Origin of the sequence: Cytobacillus luteolus (assembly GCF_017873715.1) — a bacterium.
Classification (GTDB): Bacteria; Bacillota; Bacilli; order Bacillales; family Bacillaceae_L; genus Bacillus_BV; species Bacillus_BV luteola.
Map to the genome: position 1 here is coordinate 1 of NZ_JAGGKM010000013.1, position 13998 is coordinate 13998.

Annotated in this window: 10 protein-coding genes, 10 tRNA genes and 1 rRNA gene; 19 read left to right on the forward strand and 2 right to left on the reverse strand. The window is 37.3% G+C overall.

Annotation, left to right across the window (positions count from 1 at the left end; all coding sequences use genetic code 11):
* The 12 genes from rrf to rocF all read left to right on the forward strand — a co-directional run.
* Positions 1 to 95: ribosomal RNA gene (gene rrf / locus J2Z26_RS21280) — 5S ribosomal RNA — on the forward strand; the annotation flags it as partial.
* Between the two features lie 9 nt (positions 96 to 104).
* Positions 105 to 179 (forward strand) — tRNA-Asn (locus J2Z26_RS21285).
* A 3-nt stretch (positions 180 to 182) separates the two neighbouring features.
* A tRNA-Thr gene (locus J2Z26_RS21290) sits at positions 183 to 255 on the forward strand.
* A gap of 14 nt (positions 256 to 269) precedes the next feature.
* Positions 270 to 344 (forward strand) — tRNA-Glu (locus J2Z26_RS21295).
* A gap of 94 nt (positions 345 to 438) precedes the next feature.
* A tRNA-Val gene (locus tag J2Z26_RS21300) sits at positions 439 to 514 on the forward strand.
* Between the two features lie 66 nt (positions 515 to 580).
* Positions 581 to 656, forward strand: a tRNA-Thr gene (locus tag J2Z26_RS21305).
* A 9-nt stretch (positions 657 to 665) separates the two neighbouring features.
* Positions 666 to 750 (forward strand) — tRNA-Tyr (locus tag J2Z26_RS21310).
* A 20-nt stretch (positions 751 to 770) separates the two neighbouring features.
* A tRNA-Gln gene (locus J2Z26_RS21315) sits at positions 771 to 845 on the forward strand.
* Between the two features lie 206 nt (positions 846 to 1051).
* Positions 1052 to 1127: transfer RNA gene (locus J2Z26_RS21320), tRNA-Lys, on the forward strand.
* A gap of 37 nt (positions 1128 to 1164) precedes the next feature.
* A tRNA-Gly gene (locus J2Z26_RS21325) sits at positions 1165 to 1239 on the forward strand.
* A gap of 10 nt (positions 1240 to 1249) precedes the next feature.
* Positions 1250 to 1325, forward strand: a tRNA-Ala gene (locus J2Z26_RS21330).
* A 173-nt stretch (positions 1326 to 1498) separates the two neighbouring features.
* Positions 1499 to 2404, forward strand: a complete 906-nt coding sequence (gene rocF / locus J2Z26_RS21335; protein WP_193538618.1) for an arginase — start codon at positions 1499 to 1501, stop codon at positions 2402 to 2404.
* A gap of 37 nt (positions 2405 to 2441) precedes the next feature.
* Here the strand turns inward: rocF and J2Z26_RS21340 are convergent, their stop codons facing one another.
* Complete coding sequence (locus J2Z26_RS21340) at positions 2442 to 2615, reverse strand: aspartyl-phosphate phosphatase Spo0E family protein (RefSeq protein ID WP_193538616.1); 174 nt, start codon at positions 2613 to 2615, stop codon at positions 2442 to 2444.
* 168 nt (positions 2616 to 2783) lie between these two features.
* Between J2Z26_RS21340 and sigW the strand changes: the two genes are divergently transcribed.
* The 6 genes from sigW to glmS all read left to right on the forward strand — a co-directional run bounded on the left by sigW (position 2784) and on the right by glmS (position 9887).
* Positions 2784 to 3347, forward strand: a complete 564-nt coding sequence (sigW, locus tag J2Z26_RS21345) for an RNA polymerase sigma factor SigW (RefSeq protein ID WP_193538614.1) — start codon at positions 2784 to 2786, stop codon at positions 3345 to 3347.
* 14 nt (positions 3348 to 3361) lie between these two features.
* Positions 3362 to 3994 carry an anti-sigma factor family protein gene (locus tag J2Z26_RS21350; RefSeq protein ID WP_193538612.1) on the forward strand — a complete coding sequence of 211 codons (633 nt, stop codon included), beginning with the start codon at positions 3362 to 3364 and terminating at the stop codon, positions 3992 to 3994.
* 219 nt (positions 3995 to 4213) lie between these two features.
* Positions 4214 to 5035 carry a diadenylate cyclase CdaA gene (gene cdaA / locus J2Z26_RS21355; protein WP_193538610.1) on the forward strand — a complete coding sequence of 274 codons (822 nt, stop codon included), beginning with the start codon at positions 4214 to 4216 and terminating at the stop codon, positions 5033 to 5035.
* Positions 5028 to 6263, forward strand: a complete 1236-nt coding sequence (locus J2Z26_RS21360; protein WP_193538608.1) for a CdaR family protein — start codon at positions 5028 to 5030, stop codon at positions 6261 to 6263. Before cdaA ends, J2Z26_RS21360 begins: the two co-directional genes overlap by 8 nt.
* Before the next feature lie 36 nt (positions 6264 to 6299).
* Positions 6300 to 7646, forward strand: coding sequence for a phosphoglucosamine mutase (gene glmM, locus J2Z26_RS21365; RefSeq protein WP_193538606.1), 1347 nt, complete (start codon positions 6300 to 6302; stop codon positions 7644 to 7646).
* Positions 7647 to 8084: 438 nt separating this feature from the next.
* On the forward strand, positions 8085 to 9887 hold the full coding sequence (glmS, locus tag J2Z26_RS21370) for a glutamine--fructose-6-phosphate transaminase (isomerizing) (protein ID WP_193538604.1): 1803 nt from the start codon (positions 8085 to 8087) through the stop codon (positions 9885 to 9887).
* A 76-nt stretch (positions 9888 to 9963) separates the two neighbouring features.
* Here glmS and J2Z26_RS21375 read toward each other — a convergent pair whose 3' ends face one another.
* Entirely contained in the window at positions 9964 to 10797 is an 834-nt protein-coding gene (locus J2Z26_RS21375) for a TetR/AcrR family transcriptional regulator (protein ID WP_193538602.1), read from the reverse strand.
* A gap of 95 nt (positions 10798 to 10892) precedes the next feature.
* On the opposite strand from J2Z26_RS21375, the gene J2Z26_RS21380 reads away from it, so the two are divergent.
* Positions 10893 to 13979: an efflux RND transporter permease subunit gene (locus J2Z26_RS21380; protein ID WP_193538600.1), complete on the forward strand. Its 3087-nt coding sequence runs from the start codon at positions 10893 to 10895 to the stop codon at positions 13977 to 13979.
* The last annotated feature ends 19 nt before the right edge of the window (positions 13980 to 13998 follow it).

Here is a 13998-nt window from a genome sequence, read left to right on the forward strand (position 1 = left end):
GTCACACCCGTTCCCATGCCGAACACGGAAGTTAAGCTCTTCAGCGTCGATGGTAGTTGGGGGTTTCCCCCTGTGAGAGTAGAACGTTGCCAGGCTGTGATTATTCCACAGTAGCTCAGTGGTAGAGCTATCGGCTGTTAACCGATCGGTCGCAGGTTCGAGTCCTGCCTGTGGAGCCACTTGCTTCCATAGCTCAGTAGGTAGAGCACTTCCATGGTAAGGAAGAGGTCATCGGTTCAATCCCGGTTGGAAGCTTATACGAATAGAATGGCCCCTTGGTCAAGCGGTTAAGACACCGCCCTTTCACGGCGGTAACACGGGTTCGAATCCCGTAGGGGTCACCAAAGTTTTTTCGCGAAGCGAAAATAACTGTCCTTAATTTCACAAAGTGAAATGAACGCAGCATAATTTCTTAAATAGAATAACTTTCATTATATTGGAGGATTAGCTCAGCTGGGAGAGCACCTGCCTTACAAGCAGGGGGTCGGCGGTTCGATCCCGTCATCCTCCACCAACGTTTTTTCGCATAGCGAAAATAACGTCCTTAAAAAAACACATAATATTATTACTTTCATAATTTGCCGGTGTAGCTCAGTTGGTAGAGCAACTGACTTGTAATCAGTAGGTCGAGGGTTCGACTCCTTTCGCCGGCACCATTCCATTGTGGAGGGGTAGCGAAGTGGCTAAACGCGGCGGACTGTAAATCCGCTCCCTCCGGGTTCGGCGGTTCGAATCCGTCCCCCTCCACCATTCTTATTTACTTTCATCAATGGGCTATAGCCAAGCGGTAAGGCAACGGACTTTGACTCCGTCATGCGTTGGTTCGAATCCAGCTAGCCCAGCCATTTTTATTATAAGTGATAAGCCTTTTATTAGTACGAGCCATTAGCTCAGTTGGTAGAGCAATGAGCGATGCATCTTGAATAATCTACGAATTGTACTCATCGAGCTGCTACTTGCATAAGCTTCCTGAGATGAGGACACGAATAGATGCTCTTGCCTAAATTGTTTATCAAGACGTTAACAAAAGTAATATCTCATTTATTAGTACGAGCCATTAGCTCAGTTGGTAGAGCATCTGACTTTTAATCAGAGGGTCGAAGGTTCGAATCCTTCATGGCTCACCATTTTTTTGCGTTAGCAAAAAAATAATATATACTATATGCGGAAGTAGTTCAGTGGTAGAACACCACCTTGCCAAGGTGGGGGTCGCGGGTTCGAATCCCGTCTTCCGCTCCAGGAAGCACCTGGGGCCTTAGCTCAGCTGGGAGAGCGCCTGCCTTGCACGCAGGAGGTCAGCGGTTCGATCCCGCTAGGCTCCACCATACATACAACAATTCAACCTTAAATCCTTTGATTTAAGGTTTTTTTATTTTTATCGAATCAACCTCCCTGTATGTACCTAAAGACCTTCGTATATATATTCACATTGTTGTCGAGTTGAGTCATTGCCCTATTTGACGATAAAATAGAGGAAAGGGAAGGGGAGGAATACCAGATGAAGAAAAAACAGATTTCAATTATTGGAGTACCCATGGATTTCGGACAAATGCGACGTGGTGTCGATATGGGGCCAAGTGCTATTCGTTATGCGGGTGTTGTAGATAGATTAGAAAACTTACATTATGAAATTGATGACTTAGGTGATATTGAAATTAGTAGACCCGAGAAATTAGATAAACTCTCAGAAGGGAATCTAAGAAATTTAAAGGCTGTTGCTGAAGGTAATACCAAACTAGCAAAGAAAATTGATGAAGCTATCAATGCTGATACATTCCCACTTGTTTTTGGTGGTGACCATAGCATTGCAATTGGAACTTTAGCTGGAGTTGCAAAACATTACAATAATTTAGGTGTGATTTGGTATGATGCACACGGAGATCTTAATACAGCTGAATCATCACCATCAGGCAATATTCATGGAATGCCTTTAGCGGTTAGTTTAGGTCTAGGCCATCCAACTTTGACTGAAATTGCTGGATATGGTCCTAAGGTTAAGCCAGAAAATATTGTCATCATTGGTGCTAGGTCATTAGATGAAGGTGAAAAGATTCTTATCAAAGAATTAGGTATTAAAGTATATACAATGCATGAGATTGATCGAATTGGTATGACTAAGGTTATGGAGGAAACAATCTCTTATCTAAAAGATCGTACAGACGGAGTTCACTTATCATTAGATTTAGATGGCTTAGATCCTCATGATGCACCAGGAGTAGGGACTCCTGTAATTGGAGGTATTAGTTATAGAGAAAGTCATTTAGCGATGGAAATGCTGGCTGAAGCTGGTGTAATAACTTCTGCAGAGTTTGTAGAGGTCAATCCAATTCTAGATGAAAGAAATAAAACGGCATCAGTGGCAGTAGCACTAATGGGTTCGTTGTTTGGAGAGAAATTGTTATAGTAGTCTATTAGAGCAAAACAGTAACTCAGGAGGTGAGTTACTGTTTTATATTTATCATTTGAAGTTTTTGATATTCAATGAGTAGATTATCAAGTGTGCAAGATAGCTTTATGACCTCATCTTCTTTTAGCGAAGTATTCGTTGCCAACTGAACCATTCTTTCTCTGTAATGTTCGATTTTATCCATTAACTGCTGTTCGTTATTAGTCATGATAAATCCTCCTTTAGGATGGGACTTATAAATTATTTAACCAATTTTGAAGTTTTTTAAACATCTCCTCCTAATATTTGCTAAAATATAAAATGTGAAAATAAATTGAAACCTTTTTTATTTTCAATCGTAAAATACATAGACCCGCAGTGAAGCGGAGGTTATATAATGGAAACAATCGTAAAAAATAGAATAAAGCAAATAAAAAATGGTGACCAAAATGCCTTCGCTGAAATAGTTGAACTATACAAAGATAAAGTATTCCAGTTGTGTTATAGGATGCTGGGAAACAGGCATGAGGCAGAAGATATAGCACAGGAAGCTTTCTTAAGGGCTTATGTTAATATTCATAGCTATGATACAAAGAGAAAGTTTTCAACTTGGCTTTACAGGATTGCAACCAATCTATCAATAGACAGGATTCGAAAGAAGAAACCTGATTATTATTTGGATGCTGAAGTAGCCGGTGCTGAAGGTCTAACAATGTACTCTCAGGTTGCTGCAGATGTTTCACTTCCAGAAGATGAGGTAGAGAGTTTAGAATTACAGGAAACAATCCAAAAAGAAATTCTAAAGCTACCTGATAAATACCGTTCAGTCATCGTGTTGAAATACATTGACGAATTATCTTTAAAGGAAATAAGTGAGATCCTAGATTTACCAGTAGGTACAGTGAAGACAAGAATTCATAGGGGCCGCGAAGCTCTAAGAAATCAATTGCGACACTTGTAATAGGGGTGATAATAATGAATTGTCCTACTGAAATAGTTGAGTTAATGCATAAATACCTGGATGAAGAGATTGAACATAATGAAGAAATTAAACTTCGTAGCCATTTACAGAAATGTGAGGACTGTTCAAGACACTTTTATGAATTAGAGAAGGCTATTGCTTTTGTGCAAAGCACTTCCCATGTTGTTGCACCAGATGATTTCACAATGAAGATAATGCAAAACCTTCCTAAGGAGAAAAAGACAGTAAGTATGAGAAGATGGTTTAGGATACATCCCTTACTTACTGCAGCATCTTTATTTTGTGTATTGATGCTTGGAAGTATTTTTTCAATTTGGAATGAAAACCAGGAGTTCTCGGTATCTAAACAAACGGATCTAATCATTGAAAATAATACTGTGATTGTTCCAGAGGATAAGGTTATTAAGGAAGATATCGTTGTTCGGAATGGTACCATTATTATTGAAGGGCAAGTTAAAGGCAATGTAACAATTATCAACGGTGATAAGTACTTGGCATCTGCAGGTCATGTAACCGGAGAAATAAAAGAAGTCAATGAGCTTTTTGAATGGTTATGGTATCACATTAAAAAGGTAGCAAATGAAGTAGTTGATGTTTTTGAAGAAGAAGAAAACTCTTTATCTTAGACCACCTCATATTGAATTGTTCTCCAATTGTTAAGACAATTTTAGGGCAGTTCAAACGGTGGTCTTTTTTGTCACTCTTTATCACTGCTCTTATTTGTAAACAGTGTATAAAACCTTTATGATATAATTATATAGATAAATTTTAGGAAGTTATCCAGGTTTTTTGATAAATTATGATTTGAATTGGAAATTTTGAACATTGGAGGAAGTGTGAGAATAATGCCATTTGGAGAACTACCATTTTTAGATTACCTCGGCTATATTATAGATATTCTCCTTGTTTGGTTTGTCATTTATAAATTAATAATGGTAATTCGTGGTACAAAGGCTGTGCAATTATTAAAAGGAATCACTGTTATTATCATTATTAGGATGTTAAGTAGTGTTTTAGGGCTTAACACACTACAATGGCTCATGGACCAGGCATTGACGTGGGGATTTTTAGCGATTATTATTATTTTTCAGCCAGAATTACGGAGAGCACTAGAGCAACTGGGTAGGGGAAAGCTATTTTCACGTACGAATGCTCCCGAAGAGGACGAGCAAACGTCGTTTATAGATTCTCTTGTAAAAGCGACTGACTATATGGCAAAACGTCGTATAGGGGCTTTAATTTCAATTGAGCGTGAGACAGGTATGGGTGACTACATAGAAACCGGTATAGGTTTAGATGCTAAAATTACTTCGGAATTATTAATAAATACGTTTATTCCAAATACTCCACTACATGATGGAGCTGTGATTATCCAGAAAAATAAAGTAGCTGCAGCAGCTTGTTACCTCCCCCTTTCTGAGAGTCCATTTATTTCAAAAGAATTAGGTACAAGACATAGAGCAGCGTTAGGTATAAGTGAGGTAACAGATAGTATTACAGTTGTTGTTTCAGAGGAAACAGGTAGTATTTCTTTAACAAAGAATGGTGAGTTACATCGTGAATTAAAGCAAGATGCATTTCGTGAGATGTTAGTCCGTGAACTGCAAGCTAAAAATAGCTCTACTTCCTCGACTCTTTGGCAATGGAGGGGGAAGAAAAATGGATAAATTTATGAACAATAGATGGTTTATGAAAATAGTTGCTTTACTATTAGCACTTATGTTGTTTATGTCTGTAAGCTTTGAAACACAGCCAAGTCCTCCAGGGCCATCTTTTCCTACAGCATCACGGGATGTAGAGACACTGACAGATGTTCCAATAACAACGTATTATGATAGTGAAAACCTAGTTATTTCAGGTATGCCTCAATATGCAAAGGTAACCTTGGAAGGCCCAACAGGAGTAACGAAAACAGCAAGTCTTCAGCGGGATATTGAAGTGTTTGCTGATTTACGAGACCTAGGAATTGGTACTCATAATGTAAATCTTAAATATAGGAATGTTTCAGAAAAAATTGAAGTTATAATTGACCCTGCGACTGTAAGAGTAACGATACAGGAAAGAGTATCTGAGAATTATCCTGTAGAAGTTGATTTTATTAATAAAGATAAAATTAAAGAAGGTTATATCGCAGAGGAACCTATTGTTAAGCCGAATAGTGTGAAAATTATTGGTGCAAAAGAAGAAGTTGAAAAGATTGCATTGGTTAAGGCAATTGTTGATCTTACTGGTGTTAATGAAACAGTAGAAACAGAGGCCCGAGTAGCAGTGTATGATAAAAACGGCAATGTTCTTTCTGTAGAGGTTGAGCCTTCAGTTGTTGACATAACCGTACCAATCTCGAGTCCAAGCAAGAAGGTTCCTTTTAAGATCAATAGAAAAGGTACTTTACAGCAAGGACTAAGCATAGTAAACATTGAAGCGATTCCAAGTGAGATCACAGTATATGGCCCTAAAGAAATAATCGATAAAATTGAGTTCATAGACGGAGTAACAGTTGATATTTCAGAATTAACAAATGATACTACATTGGATATTCCAATTCCTGTTCCAGAAGGTGTAAAGAAAATATCACCAGAAGTTATCAAAGTTACAATTGAAATAGAAAAAGAGGAAAGTAGAACCTTTACAAATTTACCGATTCAAACTTTTGGGTTAAGAGAACAATTGCAACTAGAGTTTATTGATCCAGAAAACGGTACTTTGGATGTTGAAGTACTAGGTGCGCCAACACTCTTAGATGAGATTGACCCATCTGATATTGAGTTATATATTAATTTAACAGACATAGGTATAGGTGAACATAACATAAGAATTGAAGTGAATGGACCTCAAAATATTTCGTGGGTACTGCCACGGGTAGAAGTCAAAGTTAATATTACTGAGAAACCGTAGAGAAGCGGTGAGTTATTATAAAGGAGCGATAAATGAATGGGTAAATATTTTGGTACGGATGGAGTTCGCGGAATTGCAAATAGTGAGCTAACTCCTGAACTAGCTTTTAAGGTTGGTCGTTTTGGGGGATATGTTCTAACAAAGGATAAAGAGCGTCCAAAAGTATTAATAGGGCGTGATACGCGTATATCTGGACATATGCTTGAAGGAGCCTTAGTAGCAGGCTTACTATCCATCGGTGCAGAAGTAATGAGACTTGGAGTAATGTCTACTCCAGGTGTATCCTTTTTAACAAAAGCATTAGGTGCACAAGCAGGTGTAATGATTTCTGCTTCTCACAATCCTGTGCAGGATAACGGAATAAAGTTCTTTGGTCCAGATGGATTTAAACTTTCAGACGATCAAGAAAAAGAAATTGAAGAACTATTGGATCAAAGTGAAGATCACCTTCCAAGACCAGTAGGAGCCCAACTAGGACAAGTAAATGATTATTTTGAGGGTGGCCAAAAATATCTTCAATTCTTAAAGCAGACGGTAGATGAGGACTTTTCTGGTATCCATGTTGCGCTAGATTGTGCACATGGTGCAACTTCTTCCTTAGCAACACATTTATTTGCTGATTTAGATGCAGATATCTCTACAATGGGTACCTCTCCAAACGGACTAAATATTAATGAGGGGGTAGGTTCAACACACCCTGAAGCCCTTTCTGCTTTTTTAAAGGAAAAAGGTGCAGATGTAGGTCTAGCATTTGATGGGGATGGTGATCGTTTAATAGCAATTGATGAAAATGGTGATATTGTTGACGGCGATCAAATTATGTATATATGTGCCAAATATCTAAATGAGAATGGCAGATTGAAGCATCAGACAGTTGTTTCAACGGTAATGAGCAATTTAGGCTTCTACAAAGCATTAGAAGCAAATGGTATACAAAGTGCACAAACAGCTGTAGGCGATCGATATGTGGTCGAAGAAATGAGAAAAAGTGGTTATAATCTAGGTGGAGAGCAATCGGGGCATATTATCTTCCTTGATTATAATACGACAGGCGATGGTTTATTATCTGGACTTCAATTAGTTAACATTATGAAGGTTACTAAAAAGCCATTGTCACAGTTAGCGAGTGAAATGAAGAAGTTTCCACAACTACTAGTGAATGTAAAGGTAACAGATAAGCATCATGTTACTGACAATGAAAAGGTAAAACAAATCATAGAAGAAGTTGAAAATGAAATGAATGGTAATGGTCGTATTCTAGTTAGGCCATCCGGTACAGAAGCACTAGTTCGTGTTATGGCTGAAGCTTCAACAGAAGAGTTATGTAATCAGTACGTTCAAAGAATCGTAGACGTAATCCAACAAGAAATGGGTATAGAATAGAAACCAAAATATGCATAGAGTGGCACAAAATTGCCAATCTATGCATATTTTTTAATTATACGGTTAATTTTTATCTAACAATTACTGGTAAAATAGACGTTAATTATTGACCTTTTTACAGTTAGTTGGTATGATAAATCGTGTTTCATTTACTCAGGAATAGAAAGTGAGGATAGAGGTTGATATAATTAAATAAGCGCCTGAACTAAATTCATGAACGAAATTAGAGTTTAGTTGACGAGGAGGAGGATTATCGAACTTTCGGCGGATACCTCCCGGTTGGTAAAATCACAACCGTAATTCCTTCTTGAAAAACAAAGAGGCAACTCTTTGCACAAACGAAAGGATATTGATTTCATACTTGAAAATACTAAAACTTAAGGGGGCAAGAGAGTGTCCCCACTTTCTTGTTCTCCAATTCAAGGAGGAAGAAATCATATGTGCGGAATTGTAGGATATATTGGTCAACAAGATTCAAAGGAAATTTTATTAAAAGGCTTAGAAAAGCTGGAATATCGTGGATACGACTCAGCAGGTATTGCTGTAATGAACGAACAAGGAGTTCGTGTATTCAAAGAAAAAGGTCGTATAGCGGTTTTACGTGATATTGTTGATGAATCAGTCCAAGCACCAGTTGGAATCGGGCATACACGTTGGGCAACTCATGGAGTACCTAGCAAAGTTAATGCACATCCACATCAAAGTAATTCAAGTCGTTTTACGTTGGTTCATAATGGTGTAATCGAAAACTATTCGATCCTCCAACGTGAATATATACAAAATGTTCAATTGAAAAGTGAAACTGATACAGAGATTATTGTACAAATCATCGAGCGTTTCGTTAACGAAGGTTTAGATACTGAAGCAGCGTTACGTAAAACGTTATCGATTTTAAAAGGCTCATATGCCCTTGCGTTATTAGATCATGAAGATGCTAATACAATTTATGTAGCTAAAAATAAAAGTCCATTACTAGTGGGTCTTGGTGATAATTTCAATGTAGTTGCGAGTGATGCAATGGCAATGTTGCAAGTAACTGACCAATATGTTGAGTTAATGGATAAAGAAATGGTACTTGTACGAGAAGATGAAGTGATCATTAAAAACCTTGATGGTGAGGTTATTTCACGTAATCCTTACACTGCAGAGCTTGATGCTAGCGACATTGAAAAAGGTACGTATCCTCATTACATGTTAAAAGAAATTGATGAGCAACCGTTAGTGATGAGAAAAATCATCCAACAGTACCAAGGGAATGAAAATAGATTAACGATCAACAAGGAAATTGTTGAAGCAATGAATGCAGCAGATCGCATATATATTGTTGCTGCAGGAACAAGTTACCATGCTGGCCTTGTTGGAAAGCACTATATTGAAAAAATGGCAAGAATTCCGGTAGAAGTACATGTGGCAAGTGAATTTGCATATAACATGCCAATTCTATCTGAGAATCCATTATTTATTTTCATTTCTCAAAGTGGAGAAACGGCAGATAGCCGAGGAGTGCTTGTTCAAGTTAAAGAATTGGGTCATAAAGCACTTACGATTACGAACGTACCAGGTTCAACTCTTTCACGTGAAGCGGATTATACGCTATTATTACACGCTGGTCCTGAAATTGCAGTTGCATCAACAAAAGCCTACACTGCTCAAATTGCTGTATTATCTATCCTTGCTGCTGTTACAGCAGAATCAAAAGGAATTAATTTAGAATTTGATTTAATTCAAGAGCTTGGAATTGTTGCAAACGCAATGGAAGTTTTATGTGATGCTAAAGAGGAAATGGAAGAAATCGCGCGTGAATATTTATCAACAACAAGAAATTGTTTCTTCATTGGCCGTACGTTAGACTTCTATGTAGGCCTTGAGGGAGCATTAAAGTTAAAAGAAATTTCCTATATCCAAGCAGAAGGTTTTGCTGGAGGAGAGTTAAAGCACGGTACGATTGCTTTAATTGAAAATGGAACACCAATTATCGCACTAGCTACACAAGAGCATGTTAACTTAGGTATTCGTGGAAATGTAAAAGAGGTAGTTGCACGTGGTGCAAACCCTTGTATTATTTCAATGAAAGGTCTTGAAGAAGAAGAAGACCGTTATGTATTGCCGACGGTTAACGAAATGCTTACACCACTAGTATCAGTTATTCCATTACAGCTTATCTCCTATTACGCAGCACTTCACCGTGATTGTGATGTTGATAAACCACGTAACCTTGCGAAAAGTGTTACAGTTGAATAAAGGGTAATGATAAAAGTCCTCCTAGAATGTCTAGGAGGACTTTTTTATGTTGAGAATAGTTTTCTCTTCCAAGTTTTTAAAATTGGAAATAACGATCAAGCAAATAAGAGACTGATTTACAATGAGGGTGATTTCGAATATTTTCGACCAATCCCTTTATAATTGCCTGGCTTAAATTCGAATCAATAATATGCTGTTTTATTAAAATTAGTGATTCTTTCTCGATGGATTCTGTTAATTCCTCAATCTTCTGCTCCAATACCTTAAGTATTTGTTCCTTCGTTACTTCCTCAAAAGTTGAAAGCTCAAACATTTTCATAAGTTCTTGTGAGATAAAAGGGATGGATGTATGTTTTGCAAGTAGATTTGTTTTCTCTACAAGCGATTTGGAAAGTAAATTTAGATCTAATGTGACATTATAAAATAAAAATAACTCAGAATATGTTCTCATAAAGCCCTTTATACAAAAAAGTAAATCATATTTTGTTTCTCTGACACTGTCACCATACAAGCGCTCAATCATTGTTAGGATGATTTTATCAATTAGGCTATCATAGTAGCGGGTTCTGGAAATGAATTCAGGATTAAACGTTTGAGTTTGTTCTTTCATGAACATTTTAGCGAAATCCGCATGTTTATGGAATGAGTGGTAGGTTGAATAGTAAAATTTATATAATAGTTCATTACTTTCTTCTGAATTTTTGACCATGTAGTCAATATCTGAGATAATCTGAATCATGAAATGATCAATGAGTGCTATAATCAACTCATCTTTTGACTTGAAGGATAAGTAAAACGCACCCTTCGAAATGCCGCAGTGCTCCGTTATTTGCTGGACTGAAGTTGCCTCAAACCCTTGTTTTGCAAAGAGCTCTATTGCCTTCTCCATTATTAATTGTTTTTTTATCATTTCTATCTCTCCCAGATTTAATGATTGACAATTGACCGATTAGTCATTAGTATAAGTAACTGAGTCTGATAAGTCAATTGGGGGTATGTGTAAGTATGAAAGGCTTGGTTAATTTTGTATTAAAAAATAAGTTAGCAGTATGGTTACTTACTATCATTATAACTGTATCAGGAATTTATTCAGGAACGCAAATGAAAACAGAGACGATCCCAGATATATCAATACCTTATTTAATGGTAATGGGTGTATATCCTGGTGCAACTCCTGAACAAGTGATGGATGAAGTATCAATACCATTAGAAAAAGCAGTAGAGAATTTAGAAGATGTAAAATCAGTGTTTTCAAATTCATATTCTAACATGTCAAGTATACAGGTGGAATATGAATATGGCATAGATATGGACGAGGCAAAACGTGCACTTGAATCTGCACTAGATGCTGTGACTTTACCAGAAGGAGCTCAAGAACCGGTCATTACAGCAATAAGCATGAACATGATGCCAGTTGTTGCTTTAAGTGTAAGTAGTGAGGAAGAGAATGTTGTAGAATTAACCGCTACAGTCGAGGAGATTATCCTTCCGAAAATTGAAAGGATAGATGGCGTTGCATCGGCAACAATTACTGGTCAGCATATTGAAGAAGTGCATCTTACTTATAATGAAGAAAAAATGGCTGAGTTCGGTATTACTGAAGACAATGTAAAGCAAATGATTCAAGCAAGTGACTTAGCTGTTTCTTTAGGGCTTTACGAGTTTGAAGATGGTGAACAAGCAGTAGCTGTTGACGGTAAGTTCATGACAGCAGATGAGTTGAAGGAAATGCTTATTCCTGTGACTCCAACAGAAGTACAACCATTGCCATTTGTAAAACTTAGCGAGTTTGCCACAATTGAAGTTGTAGGAAAAGTACAATCTGTTTCCCGAACAAATGGTAAAGATGCTATTGCAATTCAAATTGTTAAAGGTCAACAGGCTAACACGGTTGATGTTGTAAATCGTGTTAAAGAGCTTGTTGAAGAAGAAACCACTAATTTAGAGGGTCTTATTATTGATATTTCAGTAGATCAAGGTGCACCAATTGAAAAATCAGTGGCCACTATGATTGAAAAGGCTCTGTTCGGTGGATTGATAGCAGTATTGATTATTCTATTATTCCTACGTGACTTTAAATCAACCGTTATATCAATCATTTCTATCCCAGTATCCATTTTTATGGCATTACTGTTACTAAACTGGTTGGATATTACCCTAAATATAATGACATTAGGTGCAATTACTGTGGCAATTGGTCGTGTAATCGATGACTCGATTGTTGTAGTCGAAAATATTTATCGACGTCTTCATTTAAAAGAAGAAAAGCTAACAGGTCGAGCACTTATACGTGAAGCAACAATAGAAATGTTTAAACCAATCCTATCTTCAACACTAGTCACGGTTGCAGTGTTTGCTCCACTAATTTTTGTTGGCGGTATGGTTGGTGAATTATTCATGCCATTCGCATTAACAATGACGTTTGCATTAGGAGCATCATTAATTGTTGCGGTTACGATTGTTCCTGCGTTATCTCATTATCTATTCAAGAGAAAGCTATATAGTGAGAAAACCGAGAGCAACCACAAAGAGGTAGGGAAACTATCGAATTGGTATAAAGGTATTTTAGAATGGACGCTTAACCATAAAATTATTACATCTATCATTTCAATATTACTACTAGTAGGAAGCCTTGCGCTTACCCCTTTGATTGGATTTAGTTTTATGGGAAGTGAAGAAGAAAAAGTTATGTACCTAACGTATACTCCTGCAACAGGTGAGCTAATGGAAGAAACGCTAGCAAACATTGAAGTTGTAGAAGAAGAGTTATTACAACATGACGACATCGATATCGTACAATTATCTGTCACTGAAAGTGGAGACCCAATGACTGCCATGATGGGTGGAAGTGGAGATGGGGCATTAATGTATCTTATCTTTGATCCAAAAATGGAAGATTTCCCTGGTGTCCGTGAAGATATTGAAGAATATGTATTTAACATTGGCCAAAGTGGTGAATGGAAAAGTCAAAACTTTACTTCAATGTCAATGTCAACAAATGAACTAAGCTATACTTTATACAGTGAAAATTTGAATGATTTAAATGAAGCAGTAAAGATGTTAGAAGACGTTATGGCAGAAAATAGTAGTTTAGAAGATGTTTCATCAAGTGCAGAGGATGCGTATGTAGAATATACATTCAAGGTAAAGCAAGACGAATTATTACAGTACGGTTTAACAACAGGGCAAATTGTCATGATGTTAAGGCCTTCATCAACGGAAGAGGTTATTACTACTGTTGAAAAAGACGGAGATACTCTAGAAGTGATTCTACAACAGGAACAAGCGGCTGTGCCGAAGTCAATTGATGATATACTAGCAACACAAGTACCGACTGCTCTTGGTACAATGATGCCACTTTCAGACCTTGTAACTGTGGAAAAAGGCACAACTCTAAATACACTAGCTCGTAGTAAAGGTGAATACTATGCAAGCGTATCAGGAACGATTATTGGTGATGATATTTCAAAAGCAACTAATGAAGTAGATAAAGCAATTGATCAACTAGATTTACCAAAGGGTGTAACTGTCGGTGTAGCTGGGGTAGCAGCTGATATGAATGAGACATTCACGCAGCTTGGGCTAGCGATGCTTGCAGCTATTGCGATTGTGTACTTCATTCTGGTTGTGACTTTTGGAGAGGGTGTGGCTCCATTTGCTATTCTATTCTCTCTACCATTTGCTGTTATCGGATCTTTTGTCGGCTTATTGATTGCAGGTGAAACAATTTCAGTTTCTGTTATGATGGGTCTATTAATGTTGATAGGTATTGTCGTAACAAATGCTATTGTACTTGTAGACCGTATTATTCATATGGAACGTGATGGTTTATCGATGCGTGAAGCAATCCTAGAGGCAGGAGCAACACGTCTTCGTCCAATCCTTATGACTGCAATTGCTACAATTGGTGCCTTGATACCTCTTGCAATCAGCTCTGAGGGTGGAGGCGGATTGATTTCTAAAGGACTTGGAATAACAGTAATTGGTGGACTAACAAGTTCAACCTTATTAACACTTATTATTGTTCCTATCGTATATGAAGTCTTATCTAAGATGTTCAAGAAAAATCGTAAAGAAGTTCAGGAAAACTAATAAATAGCCCTACAAGACA